Source organism: Chromobacterium sinusclupearum (genome assembly GCF_002902845.1).
Lineage (GTDB): Bacteria > Pseudomonadota > Gammaproteobacteria > Burkholderiales > Chromobacteriaceae > Chromobacterium > Chromobacterium sinusclupearum.
The window spans coordinates 77,282-103,000 of record NZ_PPTF01000019.1; the positions used below are offsets into that span (position 1 = coordinate 77,282).

A 25,719-nucleotide genomic window follows, 5' to 3' on the forward strand; every position below is an offset into this window, starting at 1 on the left:
ACGCGTTCAGGATTCACACCATGCCGCAATCACGTTATGAAAAGATTATCTCCGCCCGCTGGATCATCACCGTGGAAACGGATGGCGAAATCCTGGAAAACCACGCGCTGGCGATCAAGGATGGCAGGATTGCCGCCATTATTCCAGCGGCCGACGCCGCCGCGCTGGAAGCCGACGAACGGCTGGAGCTGCCCGACCACGTGCTGATGCCCGGCCTCGTCAACCTGCACGGCCATTCGGCGATGACGCTGCTGCGCGGCCTGGCCGACGACAAGGCGCTGATGGACTGGCTGCAAAACCACATCTGGCCGGCCGAAGGCAAGCATGTGCGCGACGATTTCGTGTTCGACGGCGCGCTGTTGGCCATGGGCGAAATGATCCGCGGCGGCACCACCACCATCAACGACATGTATTTCTACAACGCCGCGATGGCGCGCGCCGGCCTGGCTTCCGGCATGCGCACCTTCGTCGGCTGTTCCATCCTGGAATTCCCGACCAACTACGCGACCAACGCCGACGATTACATCGCCAAGGGCATGGCCGAGCGCAGCCAGTTCCTGGGCGAAGAGCTGGTGACCTTCACCCTGGCTCCGCACGCGCCCTACACCGTATCGGACGATACCTTCCGCAAGGTTGTGACGCTGGCCGAGCAGGAAGACATGCTGATCCACTGCCACATCCACGAAACCGCCGACGAGGTGAACAACAGCGTCAAGGAGCACGGCCAACGCCCGCTGGCCCGCCTGCAGCAGCTGGGCATGCTGTCGCCGCGGCTGGTGGCCGCCCACATGGTGCATCTGAACGACGCCGAAATCGAGCTGGTGGCGAAATACGGCGTGTCCACCGCCCACAATCCGGCCTCGAACATGAAGCTGGCCTCCGGCATCGCTCCCATCGGCAAGATGCTGGACGCCGGCATCGCCGTGGGCATCGGCACCGACGGCGCCGCCTCCAACAACAAGCTGGACATGCTGGCGGAAACTCGCCTGGCCGCCCTGCTGGCCAAGGTGGGCACGCTGGACCCGACCACCGTGCCCGCCGCCGCCGCCATCCGCATGGCCACGCTGAACGGCGCGCGCGCGCTGGGCATCGCCGAGAAGACCGGCTCGGTCAAGGTGGGCAAGGATGCCGACCTGATCGCCATCGACCTGTCCGAACTGGAAACCGCGCCGGCCTTCGACCCGATCTCGCATGTGGTGTACGCCGCCGGCCGCGAGCAAGTCAGCCACGTCTGGGTCAAGGGCCGCGCGCTGATGGCCGGCCGCAAGCTCAAGACGCTGGACGAGGCCACTCTGAAAGCCCGCGCCGACGACTGGCGCAACCGCATCCTGGCAAAGTAAAAGCATGAGCAACGTAGACGAACTCGAAATCGACAAATTCAGCCAGCTGGCGCACAAGTGGTGGGACAAGGACAGCGAATTCAAGCCGCTGCACGAAATCAACCCGCTGCGTCTGGACTACATCGACCGCCACGCCTCCCTCGCCGGCAAAAAGGTGCTGGACGTGGGCTGCGGCGGCGGCATCCTGGCCGAGAGCATGGCGCTAAAAGGCGCCCAGGTGACCGGCATCGACCTGGCCAAGAAGTCGCTGAAGGTCGCGCAGCTGCACAGCCTGGAATCCGGCGTGCCCATCGATTACCGCTGCGTGCCGGTGGAGGAACTGGCGGCGGAGATGCCGGCCAGCTTCGACGTGGTGACTTGCATGGAAATGCTGGAACACGTGCCGGACCCGCAAAGCGTGGTGCGCGCCTGCGCCACGCTGGTCAAGCCGGGCGGCTGGGTGTTCTTCTCCACGCTGAACCGCAACGCCAAGGCCTATATGCTCGCCGTCCTCGGCGCGGAGTATGTGCTGAACATGCTGCCGCGCGGCACGCATGAATATGCGCGCTTCATCAAGCCGTCCGAGCTGGGGCGCATGGTGCGGCACGCCGGCCTGGGCCTGCACGGCCTCAGCGGCATGGGTTATAACCCCATCACCCGCATCTACTCCTTGAACGACGATACCGACGTCAACTACCTGATGGCCACCCGCCGCTCGGCGGAGTAAGCCTCCCGCGCGCCGCTCTAGCAATCTTGGACGGCGCGCGCCTCCCTCAGACCCGCTAACAAAACCCCTGATCCTGCGTTGCGCCGCCTTGCCGTACGATTTGTACTGTCTGCGTCGGCGCGCCTTGGCTCAGGTTCTCTAACGAGGTTTTGTCAGCGGCTCTATGCGCAAGCACTCAGCCCCTTCCGCGCCGCTGGCGACAGATAATTCCACGCCCAGCTGTCAACAGAAACACAAAACATGCGTTTTAATCGTCTGATTGATATCATGGCCGCCCTTTCTGAAGCAGATGCATGATAATGCGCCACCGCAGGGTTGCGTCATTAGGCTCGACGCCCGCACTGGATACAAACCGGCAAACCAACAGGATATTGCCGGACAATCTGGCATCATCATGCCTTACAATACGTACGAGAACGATAACATTCCATTCCGGAGATGACGCATGACATTCAAGGCCAACGACCTGTTGACCGAACAGATCGCCCAATATCTCGGCAGGCAGATCATCCAAGGCGAGATGAAACCGGGAGAGCGGATACAGGAACTGCGCATCGCGTCCGAGCTGGAAGTCAGCCGCGGCTCGGTGCGCGAGGCCTTGCTGATTTTGCAGCGCCGCCATCTGGTGGACATCTTCCCGCGCCGCGGCGCGGTGGTGGCCAGCATCAGCGCGCGCGACGTGCGGGACTTCTTCGATCTATGGTTTCTACTGCTGGAGCGCGTGGTGCAAAATCTGGCCGCCGGCTGGCAGAACGACGACCTGGCGCGCTTCATCGAGCTGATGGCGCAGCTGGAAGAAGCCAAGCGCCGCGATGACCTGCAAGCCTTCTACGATTACGGCATCGAATTCCTGTCCGCGCTGTACCGTCATGCCGACAACCGTTACCTGACCGACACCCTGAACGACATGCTGCCGCTGACCCAGCGCTGCCTGTACGCCATTCTGCGCGCCGGCCAGAGCCAGATGGAGCGCACCCACCTGTTCCTGGAAAGCCTGCTGAAAACCTTGATCGCGCGCGATACCGCGCGACTGAAGCAAATGGTGGCCGATTTCGGCCGCGATTACAGCCAACTGGCGCAAAGCGCGGCCGAGGCCTTGGAGGGCCGCGGCTGAGCGTGGCAGGCGCTTGCCGAGGCATGGAATGACAAGGGCTGCCCCAGGCAGCCCTTTGCTTTTGTCCATCTCAGGCCATCACGGCAATGGCCAGCGGCGCTGCCCGTTTTCGTCGTACAGGGTTTCCGTCAGCGCCATGCCATTCAGTTCCAGCCGAATGAAGCCGTTCAGCACCCGCTGCGGGTACTGGCTGTCGTCGGCCGAGCGCGTTTCCGCCCATGCCACCTGCGGCTTCCCGTCCAGAATGCTGGCCGGGCCATAGGGAATGGCGCCATGGCCGACGCAGCGCCCCAGCATGCCGTTGCGCGGCTGATAGCAGATCACATTGTGCAGATGTCCCCAGTACCAGTAGTCCGGCGCCCGCCCCAAGGCCGCGGTCACTTCGTCGTACAGCGGGGTGGTCGCCGAACCGTCTATCGAATAACCCTGGTGGTGCGACAGCAGCAATATCTTGCCCTGCCAGCCGGCGGCCATGTTTTTCAGCCAAGCCGCCTGCGCGTCGCCCAAGGCGCCGTCCATATACAGTTTGTACTTGTCCGACCAATAGGCGGTATCCAGGCCAAGAATCAGCCAATTGGCGTTGCACAGGCTGAAATAGCTGGTGCCCTGCTGCAGCGGGAAGCGCAGCCCTAGCTCCTGGAAATAGCCAAACGCGCCGCTGTACATCTCATGGTTGGAGTTCAGCGTGAATTGCCCGCGTCCGCCGGCCGGCCAGTTGGCAAAGTCGCGGCTCTCATCCGGGCTGGAGCCGGCGTAATAGACATCGCCCAGGTGGATGGTGTAATCGGCCGGCTGCTTGGCCATCGCCGCCGCCACCTTGCCGGCGATATAGTCGCCGCTGCCCCAGTCTCCAGCGATATTGAAGCTGACCTGATCAGGCAGGGTCAGCGCCGCCGGCTGGCTCGCCCACGGCGCGCGATTCGCCAGGTGCTCGAACCAGGCCACCAGCGACTCGCCCCATAGCGGGTCCAGCAGCTCCCACTTGCGGCAGCCCAGCAGCGTGCCGTCATCCATCACGCGGGTGGGCAGCTCGGCCTCGGTAGTGGGCAGCGGCTTGCCGTCCAGCACGCCCTCGAGGATGGACAGGCCATGGGCAAACTCCCACGGGATGCCGGCCGAAGAGGTGGAGCCGCTATTGATCACCTCCCACACCTGATCATGCGCCTGCTGCAAGCGCGCCAGCATCTGCTGCTTCTGCTGCAGATTCTGTTCGGTCGCCGCCAGATCGCTCTCAATCCTGCTCTTCCAATCTGCAAACACATCCATCGCCCGCCTCCTTGTTTCATCGCCGATGATTTACAGCGTCTTCATGTACTCAATCAGCGCCCATTTATCGCTGTCGCTCAGATGAACGCCGTATTCATGCCCGGTGTTGTGATTGCCCGGCAAGCGCGTATCGAACTGGAAGTAACCGCCGCCCTTGCTGTCCGGCCCGCCGCTGAGAAAACCCACATTGCGGGTGTCGAACACGCTGGAGCCGCGATAGAACATCTTGGGCCGCTTGTCCGATGGCTGCAGCAGGTCCCACAAGGTCGGCACCGAACCGTTGTGCAGATAGGGCGCGCGTAGCCAGATGCCATCGGTGGGCGTATTGCTGTAGCTCTGCGTCTTCCTATAGGCGCCAAAATCGAACGGCGGTTTCTTGAACTGATGAAATTTGTCCACCAGGCCGACGGTGAAAGAGTTGACGCGGTAGGGATCGGTGCCCAGCTCATCCAGCCCCACCGTCACCTGCCCGGTGTCGGCTTTGCCAAAATCATGGCACTGGGCGCAGTTCTGCTCCCACAGCGTGCGCCCGCGCGCCACCCGCACTTGATCGAGGCCGCCGAACGGCCATTTGGGCGGTTCATGCGTCAGCAGCCAGTCGGTCACGCGCTGGAATTCGGCCGGCAGCACCGACTGCGGCGTCGCCCCCACGGCCATGGCCGCGGCATAGTTGCGCTCGTGGATGTCGTTGTTATTGCCGTCCCAGTGCAGGTACATTGATTCGCGCGGCTTCTGGTTCCAGATTTGCGGCAAGTCCACCGTGCCTATGGTGGAGTCGTCCGGGAAACCGAAGATCGCCATCTTGGTGGGGTTGAAGGTGTCGGTGCGTCCCGGCCCCTGCAGCGGCCGCAGCTTTTGCCAGGCGTACTGCTTCTCCTGCTTGAGAAAAGCCTGCTGGGTGGCCGGCACGATCAGGAAGCGGTAGAACAGCTTTTCGATGGGCCCCAGATCGTAATGCTGATTGATGGCGTCCATCACCTTGGACTTGAAGTCCGGATCGCCGGCGCAGTCGTAGAGGAACCACTGGAACGACTCCAGATCCAGCAGCGCCGCCGGCGCCGTGGGCACCGGCACCGGCACGTCATCCGCGCTCTTGCGGTACTGGCCGGTATGGCACAGGGCGCAATTGGGCTCCACCGACGGATAGCCGATCTGCCGCTTGGCCAGTCCGATGGGCAAATCATGTCCGCCTTCATAGATGAAGCCGAAAGTCTGCCAGCCCGTTCCCATTCTCGGCATGCGTTGCGCGCACACCTGGGGCAAAACCGCGAACACATACAACGGAATGCGGGCGTCCGGCCCCAGGCCGATGGCGGCATACTTGAAATGCTCGACATCGGATTGCAGCGCGGGCTGCGGCACTTCGCGGAACAGATTGGTCCAGGTTTCATAGCCGACGAAGGCCAATACCAGCACGATGACAATCGCCGCCTTGCGCCTGGCGCCGCTGAAACCATGCGCCACGCAGCGCCACAGGGTGCACAGACCGGAGCACAGCAAGGACCACGGCCGCTGCTCCGGCGGCATGCCGGCATACAGCAGCCCGCCCAGAATCAGGAACATCGCTCCGTCCGAATACAGCAAGGGCCGGAAGGCGTCCGGATAACCCGAAGTCTGGATCAGGTAGACCCAGAACACCGCGGCGATCAGCCTGGACAGCACGCACAGCCAGGCATACACCGGGTAGCGCGTGGCGCAGATGCCGGCCGGCGCATAGAACAGGCTGATCCCCACCAGCAGCATGCCGGCGTTTTGCAGCCAAGGGTAAACCGCCTGGGTAGGCAGGCCGAAGCTGGCATTCAGATAGCCCGGCCAGAACAGCGCCGGCACCGCGAATACCATATTGATGACGATCCCGATCCAGATGAAACGCTGAAACCACCGGATCCAGGGGTTGGCGGAGCATGCGTTTTCCATGACTTGTCCTCGTGGCGGCAGAGAACCCGCGCCGCAAGGCGCGGGTACGGCAAGAGTCAAACCTGAGCGGTCTTGTCCAGATGGGCGGCGATGGCCGGATAGACATCCGCGGCGGCGTCCTTGCCGAAGATGCAGTCGATATGGCCATACCCCGGCACCACCACGCGGCTGTAACGCTCCGGCCCATAGCGCTCCACCAATTTGTCGTAGGTGCGCTGGGTACTCTCCGGCAGGTAACACTCGTTGTCCGCGCCGCTGATGAACAGAATCGGCAGCTGCAGCCGCTCGAAATGCGGCATGTAGACATCGGCGCCGTCGAACGCCACCAGCCGGCCTTCGCGGCACATGCGCGCCAGATGCTCCATCGTGCGCATATTGGCGATGCCGAACAGTTCGTGCAGATTGTCATGCAGGGTTTCGTTCAGCGTGGCATGCCGGTACAGGGACGCGTACATGAAGGTGATGCGGTGGCACACCGGGTTGTCGCAATAGCCCTGCGCCTCCTCCAGCGCGTAGTCCTTCAGCGCGGCGTCGTACAGCTTCTCGAACCAGCTCGAGTCAGAAGCGGTGTAGGCCGTCAGCGAATGCACGCCGAGTTTGTCCAGCACCGACGGCAGATGCAGCCCGGTTTTGACCTTGGTGGCCGGCGGCACCACGATGTCTGCGGCGATCTGCGAGCACACCACCGAACGCACGCCCTCCAGACCGGCCAGCAGCGACATGAAAAAGGTGGTGGCGCCGTAGCAATGCACCACGCATTGCACATCGGGTGCGCCGGTCCGCTCCCGGATCTGCCGGATCGCCGCCGGGAAGTCGTAGCGGGCCACCTGGTCGCCGTCCCACTGTTGCTTGCTGGCGTCCAGCAGGATGCTGACGCGGAAGTCCAGCAGCCACACATCGTAGCCTCGCTGGTACAGGTACTCCACAAGATTGGTGGGGATGGTGTCGGTGGAAAAGATATTGGAGCCCACGCCCAGGCCATGCACCAGCATGACCGGCCCCTTGCCGCCGCCCTGGTAGCGGGTCAGGCGCAGATGGACGCCGTCGTCGGTCGCAAAAAACACGACCTCAGGCGCGCCGACGTTCAACGGCCGCTTCTTGCGCGGCGGCGCGTCCGGGTTGAAATAGACATTGGGCGCCAGCACCCCGCCGTAGCTGTCCCACAGCACGCCGGCAAAGTATTCCCCGAAGCGCGCCAGCTGCTTGAGCCGCTCGGCTTCGCTCTCCACATTGAGCACCTTCATCGTGGTCATCTGCCGCGCGAAATCCGCCGGCTCGATATGCAGCACGCCGCTGCCCACCACTTCTCCGCCCTCATCCCCGCCGCGATACACGGTGACGTACAAGGTGCTGGTATCGGACCACGCCTGCAGCACGCTGTGGTTGCTCGGCACGGACTTGAAGGCGCTGAAGAAGTATTCTGCGCCGTCCTCCGCCGTCAGCCGCATCTTGTAGTTCATGTGCCGCACGCCCACCTGATCGGGAAACGTTTCGAACAGATTGAATACGCCGTGGGTGACGGTCAACGGCCGCGGCGACAGCGCCGGCGTGTCCAGGGTGCCGACAATGGTCGCCGGGTGTTGCGGGTTCGATATCAGTTGATCCAGATCGTCCGAGCGCACGGTGACCGTGAAGCCCATGTTCGACCCCGCATCCTTGCCAGCCTGATACGCCGCCTGGTAGGCCGCCAGATCGGTGCCGGCCGGCTGGCGGCGGGCGGTGGAGAAGAAGCCCTTCATCGTCTCGGTGAATTCGATGCCGGGTTTGGCGGGCGACTGACGCCGGCGCGGCGCCGACGGCAAGGCATAGTCTATGGTCCAGCCGCGATCGGCCGCCAACAAGGCCATCGCCCGCTCGCTGACCGCGGAGATGGTGAGCAAGGGATTGACCGCCAATGAGGTGGGGATCACGGAACCATCGGTGACATACAGCCCCGGATAGACCGCGTCTCCAGCCGCGCCGCTGAACACCTGGCCCTTGTGGTTGACCACGCCCTGGGCCGCGTCCTCGCCCATCACGCAGCCGCCCAGCGGATGAACGGTGATCAGGCTGTGGCGAAACAGGTCGGTCCAGATCGGGTTGCGCACATAGATGCCGCCCAGCGCGCGGGTCGACTCCAGCAGCCGCGCGTTGCCGATCTCGAAATTGGGCTGCTCGCCCACGCCAGGCCATTCCAGCTTCAACTGGTCATGCTCGTCCAGCGCCATGGTGCCTGCGCCATCGTCGTGGCTCATGATCAGATACGTCTGCAGCCGGTTCATCGCGCCGTGATAGGGCCCGCGCAAGGCGCTTTCCGCCTCTCGCGCAAGGTATTTGAGCTTGGCCAGCGGCCCGCTCTCCGCCGCTTGCCCCAGCTCCGCCGAAGCCGCCGCCATCGCCGGCACCATGGCAACGCCTATCGCGCCCGGAATGGAGCCCTCCTCTATCACCATGCGCTTGCGCCAGTCGGTCTCGTCGCGCATGTCGATGATGGAGGTGATACAGGGCCCCACTGGACCGATGTCCTTGCCCGAATGGCTGCCGAAGCCGATGCCGTTGATTTTGTCGTCGTTGTTGTAGCCGAAGCCCAGGATGTCGCCGTTGCCGCTCATGTGCTTCCCGAGCTCGCCGGACAGCGCGAGTCCTTGATCGCGCGAGCGCAGCAGGATCTCGGTGGAGCCCAGGGTGCCGGCGGACAGGATGACGATGTCGGCCTTGACGAACAGCGTCGGCGCGTCGAATTGTTCCCGGCCGGTGCCCACGTACTGGTAATGCACGATCCAGCCGTCGCCGTCGCGCTGCAGATAGCGCACCGAGGCCTGGCAGAAAATTTCCGCGCCATGATTGCAGGCGTCGGGCAGATAGTTCATCAGCGTGGTGTTCTTGGCCTTGTTGTTGCAGCCGGAAACGCAGTCGCCACAGTAATTGCACGGCTGTTGCTCCACGCCGACGTGATTGAGATCGTCCGGAAACGGCTCGAAAGTGACGTTGATCGGCGGCCGATAGAAACTGTGCTTGTCCTTGAGCCGCTCCGAGGATTTCTGGTTGGCCTGCAGCTTGGGCAAGGGCGGAGCCGTGTCCGGATAGGGATTGGGCCGCAGCATCTCCTGAGCGCGGGCGAAGCCGTCTTTCAGCAGGGTGTCGGCGTGCTCCCGCACCGCGCGCGGCCAACGCGGATCTTCAAACACCTGCGGCTCCGGCTGCAGCGAGACATTGGCGTTGATCAGCGAGGTGCCGCCCAGGCCGCATCCCACCATGACGTTCTGCTGCGGATTGACGTGCAGATCATACAAGCCGGTGCGCGAGCCGAGATGGCCGTCCGGATGGTGCACCTGGAATTCCGGCGTGGCTTCGGCCAGCGTGGCCGGGTATTCGCCGGGAACGATCTCGCGCCCGCGCTCCAGCAGACAGACGCTGCGGCCCGCCCGCGCCATGCGGGAAGCGGCAATGCCGCCGCCGTAGCCGGAACCGATCACCACGACTTCGTAATGCTCTTTGATCTCGCTGATGGGGGTGGAGATGCGCGCCATTCTCGTGCTCCTGTATCGGATAGGATTTCAGGCCACGAATACCATGCAGAAGGCGCGGCGCAGTCAGGCTGCGGGCGCGAGGCCGGCCAGGCCGGCGTTGTTATTGATTTGAGCGTTTGAACACGCGCTAAACGCTTTTCATCAGGTCTAGATCAAAAAAATAACGTTATCAATGATAAATGATTAGGGCTGATCATAAAGACATTCCGCTTCTGCAAATGACAAAGCCGGAAGCAAACGCTTCCGGCCAGATAATCCACAGGCGCGGCGTCTCGCGAATACGCTGAGTCAGCGGCGCAGGTACTCGACAAAGGCGTAAGCCAGCCCGTTGGCGCCCACCGTCGGCTCGCGCGCGGTCTCGCGCCAGTCAGCGGCGGAAAACGCCGGAAAATGTGCGTCGCCGTCGAAAGCCTGGCCGATCTCGGTCAGGCACAGCTTATCGGCGATGGCCAGCGCCTGGCGGTACAACTCGGCGCCGCCGATCAGGCAGGCCTCGTCCACCGCGCCGGCCAAGGCCAGCGCTTCCTCCAGGGAATGGGCCACTTCCGCGCCGTCCGCGCGCCAGTCGGCTTGGCGCGTCACCACGATATTGCGGCGCCCCGGCAGCGGCCGGCCAATCGAGTCCCAGGTCTTGCGGCCCATGATCACCGGCTTGCCCAAGGTCACCGCCTTGAAATGCTTCAGGTCTTCCGGCAGATGCCAGGGCAGCGCGTTGTTGATGCCTATGGTGCGGTTGGCGGCCATCGCGGCCACCAGCGTCAGCATCGGTTTGCTCGCCTCGCTCATACCGCCACCGGCGCCTTGATGTGCGGATGCGGATCATAGCCTTCCAGCGCGAAGTCCTCGAACGTGAAGGCGAACAGGTCTTTGACTGCCGGATTCAGTTTCATGGTCGGCAGCGGGCGCGGCTCGCGCGTCAATTGCAGCCTGGCCTGCTCCAGATGGTTGCTGTAAAGATGGGCGTCGCCCAGGGTGTGGACAAAATCGCCTGGCTGCAAGCCGCAGACCTGCGCCACCATCATGGTCAGCAAGGCATAGCTGGCGATGTTGAACGGCACGCCGAGGAAAATATCGGCCGAGCGCTGATAAAGCTGGCAGGACAGCTTGCCGTCGGCGACGTAAAACTGAAACAGGCTGTGGCACGGCGGCAGCGCCATCTGGTCCACCAGCGCCGGATTCCACGCCGATACGATCAGCCGGCGCGAGTCCGGATTCTTCTTGATCATGTCCAAGAGCTGGCTGATCTGGTCTATGCTGCGGCCATCCGGCGCCGGCCAGCTGCGCCATTGATAGCCGTACACCGGGCCAAGGTCGCCGTTCTCGTCGGCCCACTCGTCCCAGATCGATACGCCGTTTTCCTTCAGATAACGGATATTGGTGTCGCCGGACAGGAACCACAGCAGCTCATGGATGATCGATTTCAGATGCAGCTTCTTGGTGGTGACCAGCGGAAAGCCGTCCTGCAGATCGAAACGCATCTGGTAGCCGAACACCGAACGGGTGCCGGTGCCGGTGCGGTCGGCCTTGTCATGGCCGTGTTCCAGCACATGGCGCATCAGGTCGAGGTACTGTTGCATGTCGATTTTCCCCACTCCGCCAAGGCGGCAAAACCAAAGGCCCAGATTGTAACACTGGCCGGAGCGGCCCGGCATACGCTAACATTCATTTTAAAATCAAGACAAAAGCATTATTAAAGCAAAACTGAAACGAGCCCATGGCAGAAGACTCTGACCTCGAACGCACCGAACCCGCGTCAGCCAAACGGCTGTCAACGGCTCGAGAAGACGGCAATATTCCCCGATCGCGGGAATTGTCGACGTTCGCCATCACCATGGCCGGCGTTTCCCTGCTGATGGTGCTGGGCGGCAAGATGGCCGTTTTCCTGCGCGAAACCATGCGGCAACTGCTCACCTTCAATCAAAGCACCGTGCAGAACACCGAGCCGGCGCTGCGTCAATTCAAGGAAGCGATCTTCGGCGCGCTGTCGCAATTGGCGCCGTTTTTCGGCGGGCTGGTGCTGGTAGCCCTGTTCATCCCCACCCTGGTGGGCGGCTGGAATCTCACCACCAAGGCGCTGGAGCCGAATTTCGGCAAGCTCAATCCCCTGCCCGGCATCAAGCGCCTCTTTTCGCTGAATGCCGCCACCGAGGGCCTGAAAGCCATTCTGAAAAGCCTGCTGATCGGCGGCATCGCCACCTGGTACATCTGGAAAGAGCGGGATGAGATCATCGGTCTGATCGCCATGCCGCTGGAAGCCGCCATCCTGAAGATGACCGACATGATCATCCACACCTTCTTCATCGTCACCGCGGCGATGATACTGCTGGTGGCGATCGATGTTCCCTATCAACTGTGGAGCTACTACAAGAAACTCAGGATGACCAAGGAAGAGGTCAAGCAGGAATACAAGGAGGCGGAAGGCTCGCCGGAAGTGAAGGGCCGCATCCGCCAGATGCAGCGCGAAGCCGCGCGCAAGCGCATGATGCAGGAAGTGCCCAAGGCCAACGTGATCGTCACCAACCCAACCCACTTCGCGGTCGCGCTGAAGTACGAAGACGGCATGCGCGCGCCGCAGGTGGTGGCCAAGGGCTCGCTGAAACTGGCGGAAAAGATCATAGACACCGGCAAGGACAGCCGGGTGCCGGTGATGCGGTCGCCGCGTTTCGCCCGGGCGCTGTATTTCAATGCCGAACTGGGCGAAGACATCCCGGCCGCGCTGTACGCGGCGGCGGCCCAGGTGCTGGCCTATGTGTTCCAGCTGCAGCAATACCAGTCGGTCGGCGGCGCGGCTCCGGTGTTCCCTGACCAGTTGGATGTGCCCGAGGAGCTTGACCCGTACAGCAAACGTCCGCAAGATTCGGCGCCAGAAGAAAGCCGATAAGCCAGCATGGACGCCATCCTCCAAATACTGCGAAACATGAAGATCGCCCAGCTTGCCGGGCCGCTGCTGATCATCCTCATCCTGACGATGATGATCCTGCCGCTGCCGCCGGTGCTGCTCGACATCTTCTTTACCTTCAACATCGCGGTGTCGGTAATCGTGCTGCTGGTGGGCATCAATGTCCGCAAGCCGCTGGACTTTTCGTCCTTCCCGTCGGTGCTCTTGATCACCACCATGCTGCGGCTGTCGCTGAACGTGGCCTCCAGCCGCGTGGTGCTGCTGGAGGGCCATACCGGCCCGGACGCCGCCGGCAAGGTGATCGAATCGTTTTCCCACTTTCTGGTGGGCGGCAATGTCGCCATCGGCATCGTGGTGTTCATCATCATCACCATCATCAACTTCGTGGTGATCACCAAGGGCGCCGGCCGGATCGCCGAAGTCTCGGCCCGCTTCACCCTGGATGCGATGCCCGGCAAGCAGATGGCCATCGACGCCGATCTCAACGCCGGCCTGATCGGCGAGGACGATGCGCGCAAACGCCGCGCCACCATCGCCGAGGAAGCCAACTTCTTCGGCGCCATGGACGGTGCCTCCAAATATGTGCGCGGCGATGCCATGGCCGGCATCCTGATCATCCTGATCAACGTCATCGGCGGCCTGATCGTCGGCGTGGTGCAGCACGACCTGCCAGTGGGCCAGGCGGCGGAAACCTACACCCTGCTGAGCATAGGCGACGGCCTGGTGGCGCAGATCCCGGCGCTGATCATCTCCACCGCCGCCGGTATCGTGGTGACGCGCGTCGGCACCGATCAGGACATGTCGGAGCAGTTCCTGACCCAGCTGTTCACCAAGCCGCAGGTGCTGTACATCACCTCGGCGGTGATCGGCATGATAGGCCTGGTCCCCAATATGCCTCATCTGTCCTTCCTGCTGATCGCCGGCTGTCTGCTGGCGCTGGCGCGGACGATGGAGAACCGCAACAAACAGCAACTGGCCAAGGAACTGCAGGCCGCCCAGCCGGCGCCGGCGCCGGAGCAACAAGCGGCGGAGGTCGGTTGGAACGATGTGCAGCATGTCGACCAATTGGGCATGGAAGTCGGTTACCGGCTGATCCCGCTGGTGGACCGCTCGCAGGATGGCGAGCTGCTGCGCCGCATCCGCGGCATCCGCAAGAAGATCGCCCAGGACCTGGGCTTCCTGGTGCCGCCGGTCCACATCCGCGACAACCTCGAAATCAAGCCCAGCGCCTACCGCATCCTGCTCAAAGGCGTGGAAGTCGGCCAGGGCGAGGCCTTCATCGGACAGTTCCTGGCGATCAATCCCGGGCGCGTCACCAGCGAGATCGGCGGCACACCGACCACCGATCCTGCCTTTGGCCTGCCGGCGGTGTGGATAGACGCCGGCAAACGCGAGGAAGCGCAAAGCCTGGGCTACACCGTGGTCGACGCCAGCACCGTGGTGGCGACCCACATCTCCAACCTGTTGCAGACCCATGCCGCGGAATTGCTCGGCCGCGAAGAAGTGCAGGCGCTGATCGACCATCAGGCCAAGGAATCGCCGAAACTGATTGAAGACCTGGTGCCCAAGGTGGTGCCGGTGGGCACCTTGCAGAAAGTGCTGCAGCAATTGCTGACCGATGGCATCCACATCCGCGACTTCCGCACCATCATTGAAACGCTGGCCGATCATATCCCGCAGAATCAGGACATAGACGAGCTGACCAGCGCGGTGCGCACCGCGTTGTCACGCGTCATCGTGCAGCAGCTGTTCCCCGGCGAATCGGAACTGCCGCTGATGACGCTGGAGCCGCAGCTGGAAAACGTGCTGATGCAGGCGGTTCAATCCAAGGCCGGCGGCGGACTGGAGCCGGGCTTGGCGGAAAATCTGCTGTCCAGCGCCGCACAACAGACCGAGCAAGTGGAAATTCAAGGGTACAATCCGGTATTGCTGACGGCGCCGGGCTTGCGGCCGCTACTGGCCCGCTTCTTGCGTCGGGCATTGCCGCAGCTGCGTGTGATTTCGCATAATGAGATTCCAGACAATAAATCCATTCGTATAATTGCGGTAATAGGTGGCAGCAAGGGCTAATCGACAATGGTGGTGAAAAAGTTCTTCGGGAAGACCACTCGAGACGCACTCAGGCAAGTTCGCGAAGAACTGGGGGCGGACGCCCTCATTTTGTCCAATCGCCCCACCATGGGCGGCGGCGTGGAAATCATGGCGGTGGCCGATTCCGACGTCGCCAACCTCGCCAGCACCCTGTCCACCTCCAGCAGCAAGCATCCGCCGCGCAACGCCCCGCCGGTGGTCAACCGGCCGCAACAACCGGCCCCTATTCCCCCTGCCGTCAACGGCAACGCCATGAACCGGGCCATCGCCCGCACTTACGCCATGCCGGTGGAGCCGCTAGAAAGCCCGGCCCCGCCGCGCGTAGACGCGGTCCAGCCGCGGCTGGAGCCGGTTTATGCGCCGCCGCAGCCGGCCCCCGCCATGGCGCCGCAATATCAAGCCCCGGCCATGCCCGCGCAGCCTGCGCCGGCTGTGGCCCAAGCGCCGCGCGCCGCGCCCGCCTCGCCGCCGCCTCGGCTAGACATCGCGCCGCCAACGCATGCCAATGGGGAGGAGCCGGAGCAGATGGCGCAGGAATTGAAACTGATCGGCGACGAGATCAAGCTGCTCCGCAGCCTGCTGCAAAGCCAGTTGGCCAGCTTCGCCTGGTCCGATATGGAAGGCAAGGCGCCCAACCGCATCGAATTGTTCAAGCACCTGCTGGCGATGGGTTTCTCCGCCCAGTTGATCCGACAGCTGATCGAAAAAATGCCGGCGCAGTATCAGGGCGAAGTGGCGGTGAAATGGGCGCGCTCCGCCCTGGTGCATAACCTGAAGTGCGCCGACGCCGACCGCGAAGTGATGGACCGCGGCGGCATCTTCGCGCTGGTCGGCCCGACGGGCGTCGGCAAGACCACCACGGTGGCCAAGCTGGCGGCGCGGGCGACAATGCGCTTCGGCGCCCAGCACGTGGCGCTGATCACCACCGACAGCTACCGGATCGGCGCGCAGGACCAGCTGCGCATCTACGGCAAGATCCTCGGCGTGCCGGTGTTCTCCATCCAGAACGAGGGAGATCTGCAGCTGACGCTGGCCGACCTGTCCAATCGCCACATCGTCTTCATCGACACCGTGGGCATGGGGCAGCGCGACGCCCGGGTGCTGGCGCAGATCGACATGCTGCGCACCGCCGGCCGGCCCATCGAACGGCTGCTGCTCCTGGCCGCCAACACCGATGGCCACACGCTGGAAGACGTGGTGCGGCGTTACCGCGGCGAGGGTCTGACCGGCTGCATCCTGTCCAAGATTGACGAAGCCGTGGCGCAAGGCCCGAGCCTGGACGTGATCATCCGCAATCGCCTGAAGCTGTTTTACATCACCAACGGCCAGCGCGTGCCGGAGGACTTGCACTCCGCCAATGCCGCCTTCCTGGTGGACCGCGCGATGCGGGCGCAACAGATCGGCTCGCCGTTCTCGCTGCAGGGGGACGAACTGCCCATCATGAACGCCGCCCAGTCAGGTTGGTTGTAAGAGATGCAGGACCAAGCCGCCAGTCTCCGCTTGCTCGCCGCGCAACAGAAGCGCGCCCCCAGCTTCGCCTTCATCGGCTCGCCGCACGCCGGCGCCACCACGGTGGTGACCGAGCTGTCGCTGGGACTCGCCTACGCCGGGCTGCGGCCGCTGGTGGTAGACTGCTGCCTGGGCCAGGTGCAGACGCGCCGGCTGGGCGTCCCCGCCACCGCCACCCTGGAAAGCCAGGTGACCAGCGTGGGCGGGCTGGACGAAATGATGATTCTGTCGCGCCAGGGCGTGCAGCTGATCAATCTGTACGCGCGGCCGGAGCAGCGCGCGCTGTTTTCCGCCCAATTGTGGCTGAGGATGGGCAGCGAGTTCGGCGCGCTGGAGCGCGATGCCTCCGCCCTGCTGATCGATGCGCCTAACCCAAGCCAGGACGCGATCCCTGCCAGCGTGGCCGACAATCTGATTTTGGTATTAACACCGGATGCCGATTCTCTGACCACCGCCTACGCTAATATCAAGCGGCTGGCCAGCCTTTATGGCCGCCAGCGCTTCAATGTGCTGATCAACCGCGCGCGCCATCTGGACGAAGCGCGCGAGCTGTTCACCCGGCTGTCGGCGGTGGCCAGCGAGTTTCTGACGGTCTCGCTGCGCTGGGTGGGCTTCGTGCCGCACGACAATGCGGTGCGACGCAGCCAGACGCTGCACCGCCCGCTGATGGAGGCGTTTCCGGACAGCGAGGCCGCCGCCGCCTTCTCGCAGCTGGCTGCGGTCCTGCTGCAATGGGACGCGCCGGAAACCGTGCGTGACAGCACCGGATACATGGACTTGCTGATTGCCGCCTCGCGCGATTGGGCCGAGGCGGATGGAGCCAAACTGTTATGAACCCGTCCTTCCGCCGATCGGGCTACGTCGCAGCCGCCCCCAGCGTCGAGATCGACGTGGAGGCCTACGCGCCGCTGGTGCGCAAGCTGGCGAGCATCATGATCGCCCGGCTGCCTGCCTCGGTGGAGTTGGGCGACCTCATCCAAGTGGGCATGATCGGCCTGATCGAGGCTTCGCGCCAATTCGACCCGGCCCAGGGCGTGATGTTCGAAACCTTCGCCAGCCAGCGCATCCGCGGCGCCATGCTGGATGAGCTGCGCCGCGAAGACTGGTTGCCGCGCCAGGCGCGGCGCAACTCGCGACAGATCGAGGAAGCCATCTGCAAGCTGGAACAGCTGCAGGGGCGCGCGCCGCTGGAATCGGAAATCGCCGCCGAACTGGGCATGGAGCTGGAGCAATACCAGGAAATGCTGGGAGAATGCAAAGGCACCACGCTGCTGCATTTCGAGGACTTCAACAGCGGCGACGACGAGCACGGCCATAATCCTGTAGCCAATGTCGCCGATGATGACTCGCCGGACCCGCTGGCCGCGCTATCGGACGACAGCTTCCGCCAGCAGCTGATCTCCGCCATCAAGCTGCTGCCGGAGCGCGACCAACTGGTGATGGCGCTGTATTACGAGCAGGAACTGAACCTGAAGGAAATCGGCGCGGTGCTCGGCGTCACCGAGTCCCGCGTCTGCCAATTGCACAGCCAGGCCATCGCCCGGCTGCGCGCCAAACTGAAAGACTGGCTGTAAGGGAGAGTTCGGTGATTAAGGCGCCGGATTTCAGACCAGATCAATAACGGAAACCATGTGGACAAGATCAGTTTAATCGCAGTGGTGATGGGCTTGACGGCCATTATTGCGGGGCAAGCCATCGAAGGGGGCAGCATCGGCTCGCTGATGCAGCTGACGGCTTTCATGATCGTCATCGGCGGCACCACCAGCGCGGTGATGCTGCAAAGCACGCCCAAGCAATTCATGGCCGGCCTGCGCATGCTGCGCTGGGTATTCCGCCCGCCCAACTTCGACCACGAACGAATGATCCGCGAAGTGGTCAGCTGGAGCCAGGGTTCGCGCAAGGGCGGCCTGCTGTCGCTAGAAGGCATGATCGCCCAGCAGCGCGATCCCTTCACCAAGAAGGCGCTGCAGATGCTGGTGGACGGCACCGAGCCGGAAACGCTGCGCGCGGTGATGGAGGTGGAAATCAGCATGTTCGAGCATGCCCGCAAGCAGGCCGCGCGCATCTGGGAATCGGCCGGCGGCTATGCGCCGACCATGGGCATTCTGGGCGCCGTGCTGGGCCTGATCCACGTGATGGAAAACCTGTCGGACCCGTCCAAGCTGGGCGGCGGCATCGCCGTGGCCTTCGTCGCCACCGTATACGGCGTCGGCTCGGCCAACCTGTTTTTCCTGCCGATGGGCAACAAGCTGAAGCACTTGGTGGCTGCCGAGGTCGCCATGAAGGAGCTGGTGGTGGAAGGCGTGGTCGCCATCGCCAACGGCGAAAACCCGCGCATCATTGAAAGCCGGCTGCGCGGCTACCTGGCAATGCACGAATAAACCTCGGCCATCGGACATCAAAAAGGCAAGCTGCGCAGCTTGCCTTTTCTGTTTACAGCATGCGCAATTCGCGGTCCGGCTTGCGCAGCTCGCTCTCCAGCAGCTTGTAGTAATCGAGATCGAATGCCGGCTCGCCTTCCAGCGCCCCGCCATTGCGGCGGCTGCCCAGGTAGCACCAGCGGTCGAACAGATGTTCCACCACGTCGCCGCACACGATGTCGCGCTCTTGCACCGCGATGGCGCCCTCGAACGGCCACGGCTTGACCTTCAGCCGCTGCAGAGCAGACAACAGACGAGCATTGTGGCTGTCCACCGCCTCCTGGCCCACGCAGCCGCCGCGGCAGCGGCCGATCTGGTAGGCCGCGCAGGGCATGCCTTTGCGGCTGGTCACCTGCTCCACCCCCAGCACGGACTGGCACAGGCCCTGAGCCAAGGCGATCTGCGCGAGCGCCTTGCGGCCCTCGCGCGCATTGCGGAACAGGCCGTACAAATCCGCCGTGCGGCTGAAATCGATATCGCGCGCCGACACCGTCAACGGGCGGACAAAGCCGTCGGCTCCAGTCTGCAGCTGCAAGGTGCACACCTCGCCCATCATCCTGGCCCGCGGATTGTGCGCCGGCTGCAAACGCCCCAGCCACTGCAGCTCCAGCAACTGCGCGCCAAACTCGCTCAAGCACTCGCGCCATTCCACCCGGGCCACCGGCTCGTCTATCCGCACTTCGTGGCGGCTGGGCTTGCGCTCGGCGAAATGCCCCAGCGTCTTGCGGTACAAATTGGGCGCGCGGCCCACATACAAGGCCCGGCTATCCTCGCCGAACAAGGCATACACCCCGGCGGAATCCGGCATGTCTTCGATCTGCCGCTGCAATTCCGCCGGCAGGCTGGAGACTTCGGCAGGTTGCGACAACAATTGCGCCGCCTCATGCGCCACTTTGTCCGCGCCCAGCTCGCGGCTGGCGATGCCGATGAAGCGGTATACCGCCTCGGCGTCGGCCAGGGCGCGGTGGCGCTCAGGCATGTCTATGCCATGGCGGGCGATCAGGCTATCCAGGCTATGTTTGAAATGCTGCGGGTACAGCCGGCGCGACAGCTTGACCGTGCACAGCGCGCGCGCCTGAAAACGGCGGCCCAAGCGGCGGAATTCGTTGCGCAGGAAGCCGTAATCGAAACGGGCATTGTGCGCCAGCAGCAGACGCCCTTGCAGGCGGGCCAGCAATTCGTCGGCCAGTTCGGCAAACGGCGGCGCGGCAGCCACCATTTCATTGCTGATGCCGGTCATGTTTTCGATGAAGGGCGGGATGGGCTGGCCGGGATTGACCAGCCAGGACAGGCGCTCGACGCGCTCGCCATCCACCAGCACCAGGCCGACTTCGGTGATGCGGTCGCGGGCGATGTCGCCGCCGGTGGTTTCCAGATCGACAATGGCGCAAGGCTGTTCAAACAGGGTATTCAATCTCGCTTCGCTTTCCTTGGCGCAGCCATGAATCATGACGTTTAGTTCAAAATGTTGGCCTGCCGCGACAGGAACAGGCGGCCAGTTTACCGGCTTTATAAAAAAAATCCTACGCTGTGTTGACACCCATATTTCACCTCTGTATTATCCGGTCTCTCGCAAGACACAACGTCTCGCGACACAGCGCACCCGTAGCTCAGTTGGATAGAGTATCTGGCTACGAACCAGAGGGTCGGGCGTTCGAATCGCTCCGGGTGCGCCAGGCATGTCCCTATAGTTTAGCGGTTAGAACACCGCCCTTTCACGGCGGTAGCCGGGGTTCGATTCCCCGTGGGGACGCCACAATACGCACCCGTAGCTCAGTTGGATAGAGTATCTGGCTACGAACCAGAGGGTCGGGCGTTCGAATCGCTCCGGGTGCGCCAGCTGTCCCTATAGTTTAGCGGTTAGAACACCGCCCTTTCACGGCGGTAGCCGGGGTTCGATTCCCCGTGGGGACGCCAGGATTCAGAAAAAGCCCAGCATTGCAAAATGCTGGGCTTTTTCGCGTTTCCACGCCGGAACGCAGGCGGCTTGCGCCGCCCCGCCGCCTAACTTTGCAATGCCAGCGTCGGCCGCAGCCGCATGGCGCCGAGCACATGGCGGCACACCGCCAGCGCCGCCACCACCAGGCATAGCAGCAAGGACAATAACAGCGTCCAGCCGCCAATCGGTGCCCTGGCGACAAAACCAGCCAGATAGTGGCGAATGAACAGCCAGGCTGGCGGCAGCGACAGCGCCGCGCTGACCGCCAACACCAGCAGGAACTCGCGGCTGACCAGCCCGGCAATCGCCAGGCCGCCGGCGCCATACAGCTTGCGCAGCACCACCTCCCGCGCCATGCGCTGCACCGAGTATGCCGACAGCACATAAATGCCGAAGGCGGCGATGAGCATGGCCACCGCAGAGGCAATCGCCAGCAACTGCGCTGTGCGGATGTCCTGGCCGTAGCGCTTGTCCAGTTGCTGGCCGGCGCTGACCGGCAGCAAGGGATAATCCGGAAAGTAGCGCGGCCATAGCTCGGCCAAGGCCTGCCGCATGGCGGACTCGCTGCCGCGGTAGCGTATCGCCAGCGTGCTGGCATAGGGGTTTTGCGAGCCAATCACGAAATACACCATCGGAATCGCCCGTTCACGCGAGGTTTGCTCGGCGATATCCGCCACCACGGCGCTGATCGGCTTCTTGCCGTCGGCAAAAGCCTCGGACTCGACAATGCGGCCAATGGCCTGCTGCGGCGAGGCGAAACCCAGGCGACGCGCGGCCGATTCGGACACGACCAGTCCCGCGCCGGGCCGCGCGGCGCCATTGCCGTCGCATGCCGCGGCGCTCCCCCTCGCCAACAACGGCAGACGATAGGTCGGCAAAAAACCGCAATCAACCATGCGATAGCGCATGTTCTGGTAGGTTCCGCCGGCCAGGCGGAAATTGTTGGCGTTGTTGCTGTCGCCAGCCGGCGGCCCATCCACGTAGCTCAGAGCCGCCACTTGCGGCTGGCGCGATAGCGCCGCGCGCAGCACCCTGCGTTGCGCCAGATCCTTGGCATTGGCGTCGCCCGCCGCCACGAACAGCAGCCCATCGCGCTCGAACCCAGCCGGCAGACGCGTGCCATGCCAGGTTTGCCAGGCCACGGCCAGCGTCACCCCCGCCAGGCCCATGGCGATGCCGAACTGTACCACCGTCAGCCCGCGCCGAAGCCAGACGCCTTGGCGGGTTTCCTGCTGATCGCGACCGGACAAAGCCTGGGTCGCGCGCACACGGGCGGCAATCCAGGCCGGATAAACGCCGCTGAGCCCGCCTAGCGCGGCGGCGCCTAGCAGCGTCAGCGCAATACTCCGCCAGCCTATCATGCCGGCCAGGTCGCGCTGCAACAGTTGGCCGAACAGGGGCAGCAGCAGCCAGGCCAACAGCAGGCCAAGCAGAGCCGCCACCAGCGCGATCAACATCGATTCGGCGATGAACTGCCCAGCCACCCGCCCCACGCCGGCGCCCAACACCTTGCGCACGCCGATTTCGCGCTGGCGCCGTATCGTGCGGACTGTCGCCAGATTGATGTAATTGATGGCTGCCAGCAGCAGGATCAGCAGGCCGATGGCGGCGCAGCCCAGCAGCATGGCGCGGTTGCCATGGCGCGCCGGGTCGGCGCTCTGATCGAGTTCCGGGTCCAAGTAGACATCCGGCAGCTTCACCGCGGAGAAGTCAATCAAGCTTCTCCCCTGCTGCTTGGCCTCAATCGCCTGAAGGCTGGGATCGCGATAGCTGGGAGATTGCTTCAAGGCTTGCGCCAGCAGTGGCCCGACCTCAGCCGCCTCATGCCCCGGCTTGAGACGGAAATACAAGGACGCGCCCCAGCTGAACCAGTGTGTATAGAAGTCGGCGTACACGCCATCGCTGGCCATTCCGCTCACCCGCCCGCCGAGAATGGCGTAGCGTTGGGTGGCGGTTGCCGGCGGGGTGGCGACAATCGCCGCCACGGTCTGCAGCTTGCCCGCTACGGAAAACGTCTTGCCCAGCGCCGCGGCGGTGCCAAACATCCGCATCGCTTCTTCTTCGGTCAACGCGGCGCTGTCGGGCCGGGTCAAGGCCTGATGCAGGTCTCCCGCAAGCGTTTTCAGCTCGAACAATTCGGCAAAATCCGGATCGACCAGCGTCACCCAGCGATTGCTGACCGCGTTGCCCACGCGCACCGGCGCGAAGTTGCCCATCGCCATGCTGACCCGCTCCGCCACGCCATGATCGCGCAGCACCTGGCCTGCAATCACTGGGACTTCCTGCTGCCAGTCATTGCGCACGCCATCCATATTCGGCTTGGCCTTCAGCATGTAAACGCGCTCGCGCCCGGCGATATGCCGGTCAAACTGCACAGAGTAGGCGACATAAGCCCACAGCAGCACGCAGCAGGCAAAGCCGATGGCCAAGCCGCCGATCACCAGCGCGGACCAGCCCGGTTCTTTAAGCAGCCAGCGCCAGCCGACGCGAAAATCTTCCCCTCGCAGGAAAGCCATGTGTTCTCCCCTATTCCATACAGGCCAGACCGTCGCCAGGCGCGCCCGGTCTGGCCATTTTCTTGTCAACCGCGCAGGGCCAATACCGGACGCAAGCTCAAGGCAGCCAGCAGATGGCGGCACACCGCCAGCGCCGCCACCACCAAGCATAGCAGCAAGGACAATAACAGCGTCCAGCCACCAATCGGCGCGCGCTCGACGAAACCGGCCATGTACTGCTGGATATACAGCCACGCCGGCAGCAAGCCGATGACCGCGCCCGCCAGCAGCACCCACAGGAATTCCCGGCCGATCAGGCTGGCGATGGCGGCCTTGCCCGCGCCGTGCAATTTGCGCAACACCACTTCGCGCGCCATGCGCTGCACGGAATAGGCGGCGAGCACATAAATGCCAAAAGAAGCGATCAGCAAAGCGACGCCAGCCGCCGCGGCCAGTAGGCCCGCCTGCCTGGCGTCAGAAGCGTAACGCTGATCCAGCCTGTAACGCGCGCTTTCCATCTTCAAGGGATAGTCCGGGAAATAACGCGGCCACAAACCGGCAATGCCCGCGCGCACCGCGGCTTCGCTGCCCTGGAAACGCACGGACAGCACGTCGGCGACATGCCCGCTCGCCAAATACAGCCAGGAACGCGCTTTTTCATGCGCCGACTGCAGGCGAATATCCGACACCACACCCACCACCATGCAGCCGTCACCAGAGCCTTCGGCCCGCAGTTTTCTGCCCAGCGCCAACTGCGGCGCGGCATAACCCAGATCGCGCGCGCCAGACGCGCTCAGCACGCACTCGCGCCTTGCCTCATCCTGCGGGCTGGCGCAGCCGGGCAGCAAATGCCCGGCCAACAGCTTGACGCAATAGGTCTCCAGATAATCGCAGCCAACGCTGCGCACTTCCAGATTGACCGAGCTGCCCCCGTTCTTGACGCTGGTGAGGTTCATGCTGCTGTCGGCCAAGTTATTGACGCTCAGCGCCGCGCCGCGCACGCCGGGCAAGGCGGCCACCGCGGTACGCAGGGCCGCGCGCTCGGAGACGCTGCTGCCAGTCTGCAGGGTCAGCAGCCCCTCCACCTGCAGGCCGGTGTCCAGCCGGCTGCCATACCAGGCCTGCCAAGCGATGGCCAAGGTCACGCCGCTCAGCGCCATGGCGACGGCGAATTGCGTCACCGTCAAGGCGCGGCGCAGCCAGACGCCGCGCGCCGTTTCCTGCTGATCTCGCCCAGACAGCGCCTGCGTAGCCCGCACCCTCGTCGCCACCCAGGCCGGGTAAGCGCCCGCCAAGCCGCCCACGGCCACCGCCGCCAGCAGGGCCAGCGCCACGCTGCCCAGAGTGAACATGCCGGCCAACTCACGTTGCATCAGGAATGCGAAACCCGGCAGCAGCAGCCACGCCAGCAGCAAACCCAGCATCATCGCCAGCACGGACACCAGCACGGACTCCAGCAGGAACTGCCCGGCCACGCGGCCCACGCTGGCGCCCAATACCTTGCGCACGCCTATTTCGCGCTGGCGGCGTATCGTGCGCACCGTGCTCAAGTTGACGTAATTGATCGCCGCCAGCAGCAGGATCAGCAGGCCGATGGCGGCCAGCCCCCACACCTCGCCCGGTTTGGCATGGTCTTGACCGTCGCCCCCCAGGCCGGAGTCCAGCTTGGGGTCCAGGTACACATCGGCCAGCGAGGCTGCGTCATACGTCACCATGGGCCGGTTCTTCAGCATTTGCCGAAACTCCGGAGGCAAGCCGCGCGAGAAGGCGGAATGCTCGAAAGCCTGCTGCAGCTTGGCCACCACCTGCTCGCTGGAAACGCCGGCGCGCGGCTGGAAATAGACACTGCCTGACACCCCGCCCCAGTTATCCAGCATGGCCCGCGCCATTTTGTCATCCATCACCGAGAAATGGCGCGCCGCCAAAATGTCATAGCTCCGGGTGGAGGTGGGCGGCGGCGCCGCCACTACGGCGGCCACCACGATGTTCTCGCCGTTGATGCGCAGCGTCTTGCCGACCACAGCCGCGCTGCCGAACAATTGCCTGGCCTTGTCATCGGTCAGCGCCACCCGATCCGGCCGGCTCAACGCCGCGGCCAGATCCCCCGCCAGCACCTTGACTTCGAACAAGTGGGCGAAGTCAGGATCCACCTGCAACACCTCCTGCATGCTGACCGCCCGTCCCACCCGCACCGCCAACAGGCTGCTCCAGGCGATGCTGGTCCGATCGACCAAGCCGCCGTCGCGCATCGCCTGAGCGGCGGGAAAAGGCGCGACGTTAAGCCACTTGTTATCCATGCCCGGCAGATTGAAGCGCGCCTCCAGCTGGTAGACCCGCTCCCTATCCTGCAGATGCTGGTTGTATTGCAGCGAATAGCGCGCGTAGCCCATCAACAGGAAGCAGCAGGCGAAGCCCACCGCCAGGCCGGCGATCACCAACGCCGACCAGCCCGGCTCCTTGATCAGCCAACGCCAGCCGACCCGAAAATCTCGCAGGATTTCATGCATGCCCGTC

General features: G+C 63.8%; 17 protein-coding genes and 4 tRNA genes. 13 read left to right on the top strand and 8 right to left on the bottom strand.

The window, feature by feature from the left end; all coding sequences use genetic code 11:
- Nucleotides 1-20 precede the first annotated feature (20 nt).
- From C2134_RS05575 to C2134_RS05585, 3 genes are all read left to right on the top strand, one after another.
- Nucleotides 21-1,340, top strand: coding sequence for a TRZ/ATZ family hydrolase (locus tag C2134_RS05575; RefSeq protein WP_103318218.1), 1,320 nt, complete (start codon nt 21-23; stop codon nt 1,338-1,340).
- Between the two features lie 4 nt (nt 1,341-1,344).
- The gene (gene ubiG / locus C2134_RS05580) at nt 1,345-2,046 is read left to right on the top strand and encodes a bifunctional 2-polyprenyl-6-hydroxyphenol methylase/3-demethylubiquinol 3-O-methyltransferase UbiG (RefSeq protein ID WP_103318220.1); all 702 of its coding nucleotides are present in this window, start codon (nt 1,345-1,347) and stop codon (nt 2,044-2,046) included.
- Nucleotides 2,047-2,491: 445 nt separating this feature from the next.
- Nucleotides 2,492-3,160, top strand: a complete 669-nt coding sequence (locus C2134_RS05585) for a GntR family transcriptional regulator (RefSeq protein WP_071109666.1) — start codon at nt 2,492-2,494, stop codon at nt 3,158-3,160.
- A gap of 78 nt (nt 3,161-3,238) precedes the next feature.
- On the opposite strand, the gene C2134_RS05590 is transcribed toward C2134_RS05585, so the two are convergent.
- The 5 genes from C2134_RS05590 to C2134_RS05610 all read right to left on the bottom strand — a co-directional run bounded on the left by C2134_RS05590 (nt 3,239) and on the right by C2134_RS05610 (nt 11,429).
- Entirely contained in the window at nt 3,239-4,426 is a 1,188-nt protein-coding gene (locus C2134_RS05590; protein ID WP_103318222.1) for a metallophosphoesterase family protein, read from the bottom strand.
- A gap of 30 nt (nt 4,427-4,456) precedes the next feature.
- Entirely contained in the window at nt 4,457-6,343 is a 1,887-nt protein-coding gene (locus tag C2134_RS05595; protein ID WP_103318224.1) for a c-type cytochrome, read from the bottom strand.
- A 56-nt stretch (nt 6,344-6,399) separates the two neighbouring features.
- Nucleotides 6,400-9,852, bottom strand: a complete 3,453-nt coding sequence (locus C2134_RS05600; protein ID WP_103318226.1) for an alpha/beta fold hydrolase — start codon at nt 9,850-9,852, stop codon at nt 6,400-6,402.
- A gap of 288 nt (nt 9,853-10,140) precedes the next feature.
- A complete protein-coding gene (locus C2134_RS05605) occupies nt 10,141-10,638 on the bottom strand; it encodes a dihydrofolate reductase (protein ID WP_103318228.1) in 498 nt (165 codons plus the stop codon).
- Nucleotides 10,635-11,429 carry a thymidylate synthase gene (locus C2134_RS05610; protein WP_103318461.1) on the bottom strand — a complete coding sequence of 265 codons (795 nt, stop codon included), beginning with the start codon at nt 11,427-11,429 and terminating at the stop codon, nt 10,635-10,637. Before C2134_RS05610 ends, C2134_RS05605 begins: the two co-directional genes overlap by 4 nt.
- Before the next feature lie 137 nt (nt 11,430-11,566).
- Here C2134_RS05610 and flhB point away from each other — a divergent pair, with 137 nt between their 5' ends.
- From flhB to C2134_RS05640, 6 genes are read left to right on the top strand one after another with little or no spacing between them, the layout of a single operon-like run.
- Entirely contained in the window at nt 11,567-12,733 is a 1,167-nt protein-coding gene (gene flhB, locus C2134_RS05615; RefSeq protein ID WP_103318231.1) for a flagellar biosynthesis protein FlhB, read from the top strand.
- 6 nt (nt 12,734-12,739) lie between these two features.
- Nucleotides 12,740-14,821 (top strand): flagellar biosynthesis protein FlhA, encoded by a 2,082-nt coding sequence (gene flhA / locus C2134_RS05620; RefSeq protein WP_103318233.1) that lies wholly within the window; start codon nt 12,740-12,742, stop codon nt 14,819-14,821.
- 6 nt (nt 14,822-14,827) lie between these two features.
- Nucleotides 14,828-16,312 (top strand): flagellar biosynthesis GTPase FlhF, encoded by a 1,485-nt coding sequence (flhF, locus tag C2134_RS05625; RefSeq protein WP_103318235.1) that lies wholly within the window; start codon nt 14,828-14,830, stop codon nt 16,310-16,312.
- Nucleotides 16,313-16,315: 3 nt separating this feature from the next.
- Nucleotides 16,316-17,185 carry a MinD/ParA family ATP-binding protein gene (locus C2134_RS05630; RefSeq protein WP_103318237.1) on the top strand — a complete coding sequence of 290 codons (870 nt, stop codon included), beginning with the start codon at nt 16,316-16,318 and terminating at the stop codon, nt 17,183-17,185.
- Nucleotides 17,182-17,925, top strand: coding sequence for an RNA polymerase sigma factor FliA (locus C2134_RS05635; RefSeq protein WP_103318239.1), 744 nt, complete (start codon nt 17,182-17,184; stop codon nt 17,923-17,925). The genes C2134_RS05630 and C2134_RS05635 overlap by 4 nt, the downstream gene beginning before the upstream one ends.
- A 57-nt stretch (nt 17,926-17,982) precedes the next feature.
- Nucleotides 17,983-18,732, top strand: coding sequence for a flagellar motor protein (locus tag C2134_RS05640; protein WP_103318240.1), 750 nt, complete (start codon nt 17,983-17,985; stop codon nt 18,730-18,732).
- Between the two features lie 52 nt (nt 18,733-18,784).
- On the opposite strand, the gene C2134_RS05645 is transcribed toward C2134_RS05640, so the two are convergent.
- Entirely contained in the window at nt 18,785-20,185 is a 1,401-nt protein-coding gene (locus tag C2134_RS05645; protein WP_233196364.1) for an exonuclease domain-containing protein, read from the bottom strand.
- Between the two features lie 185 nt (nt 20,186-20,370).
- On the opposite strand from C2134_RS05645, the gene C2134_RS05650 reads away from it, so the two are divergent.
- From C2134_RS05650 to C2134_RS05665, 4 genes are all read left to right on the top strand, one after another.
- A tRNA-Arg gene (locus tag C2134_RS05650) sits at nt 20,371-20,447 on the top strand.
- 5 nt (nt 20,448-20,452) lie between these two features.
- Nucleotides 20,453-20,527: transfer RNA gene (locus tag C2134_RS05655), tRNA-Glu, on the top strand.
- Nucleotides 20,528-20,533: 6 nt separating this feature from the next.
- Nucleotides 20,534-20,610, top strand: a tRNA-Arg gene (locus tag C2134_RS05660).
- Nucleotides 20,611-20,613: 3 nt separating this feature from the next.
- A tRNA-Glu gene (locus C2134_RS05665) sits at nt 20,614-20,688 on the top strand.
- A gap of 87 nt (nt 20,689-20,775) precedes the next feature.
- On the opposite strand, the gene C2134_RS05670 is transcribed toward C2134_RS05665, so the two are convergent.
- Together C2134_RS05670 and C2134_RS05675 are read right to left on the bottom strand one after the other, a co-directional pair.
- Nucleotides 20,776-23,226, bottom strand: coding sequence for an ABC transporter permease (locus C2134_RS05670; RefSeq protein WP_158248707.1), 2,451 nt, complete (start codon nt 23,224-23,226; stop codon nt 20,776-20,778).
- 65 nt (nt 23,227-23,291) lie between these two features.
- Nucleotides 23,292-25,712, bottom strand: coding sequence for an ABC transporter permease (locus C2134_RS05675; RefSeq protein ID WP_103318246.1), 2,421 nt, complete (start codon nt 25,710-25,712; stop codon nt 23,292-23,294).
- Nucleotides 25,713-25,719 lie beyond the last annotated feature (7 nt).

Excerpts from the sequence above, each read along its gene's own strand:
- C2134_RS05575 (WP_103318218.1), top strand. The coding sequence starts at position 21 with ATGCCGCAATCACGTTATGAAAAGATTATCTCCGCCCGCTGGATCATC.
- ubiG (WP_103318220.1), top strand. The coding sequence starts at position 1,345 with ATGAGCAACGTAGACGAACTCGAAATCGACAAATTCAGCCAGCTGGCG.
- C2134_RS05585 (WP_071109666.1), top strand. The coding sequence starts at position 2,492 with ATGACATTCAAGGCCAACGACCTGTTGACCGAACAGATCGCCCAATAT.
- C2134_RS05590 (WP_103318222.1), bottom strand. The coding sequence starts at position 4,426 with ATGGATGTGTTTGCAGATTGGAAGAGCAGGATTGAGAGCGATCTGGCG.
- C2134_RS05595 (WP_103318224.1), bottom strand. The coding sequence starts at position 6,343 with ATGGAAAACGCATGCTCCGCCAACCCCTGGATCCGGTGGTTTCAGCGT.
- C2134_RS05600 (WP_103318226.1), bottom strand. The coding sequence starts at position 9,852 with ATGGCGCGCATCTCCACCCCCATCAGCGAGATCAAAGAGCATTACGAA.
- C2134_RS05605 (WP_103318228.1), bottom strand. The coding sequence starts at position 10,638 with ATGAGCGAGGCGAGCAAACCGATGCTGACGCTGGTGGCCGCGATGGCC.
- C2134_RS05610 (WP_103318461.1), bottom strand. The coding sequence starts at position 11,429 with ATGCAACAGTACCTCGACCTGATGCGCCATGTGCTGGAACACGGCCAT.
- flhB (WP_103318231.1), top strand. The coding sequence starts at position 11,567 with ATGGCAGAAGACTCTGACCTCGAACGCACCGAACCCGCGTCAGCCAAA.
- flhA (WP_103318233.1), top strand. The coding sequence starts at position 12,740 with ATGGACGCCATCCTCCAAATACTGCGAAACATGAAGATCGCCCAGCTT.
- flhF (WP_103318235.1), top strand. The coding sequence starts at position 14,828 with ATGGTGGTGAAAAAGTTCTTCGGGAAGACCACTCGAGACGCACTCAGG.
- C2134_RS05630 (WP_103318237.1), top strand. The coding sequence starts at position 16,316 with ATGCAGGACCAAGCCGCCAGTCTCCGCTTGCTCGCCGCGCAACAGAAG.
- C2134_RS05635 (WP_103318239.1), top strand. The coding sequence starts at position 17,182 with ATGAACCCGTCCTTCCGCCGATCGGGCTACGTCGCAGCCGCCCCCAGC.
- C2134_RS05670 (WP_158248707.1), bottom strand. The coding sequence starts at position 23,226 with ATGGCTTTCCTGCGAGGGGAAGATTTTCGCGTCGGCTGGCGCTGGCTG.
- C2134_RS05675 (WP_103318246.1), bottom strand. The coding sequence starts at position 25,712 with ATGCATGAAATCCTGCGAGATTTTCGGGTCGGCTGGCGTTGGCTGATC.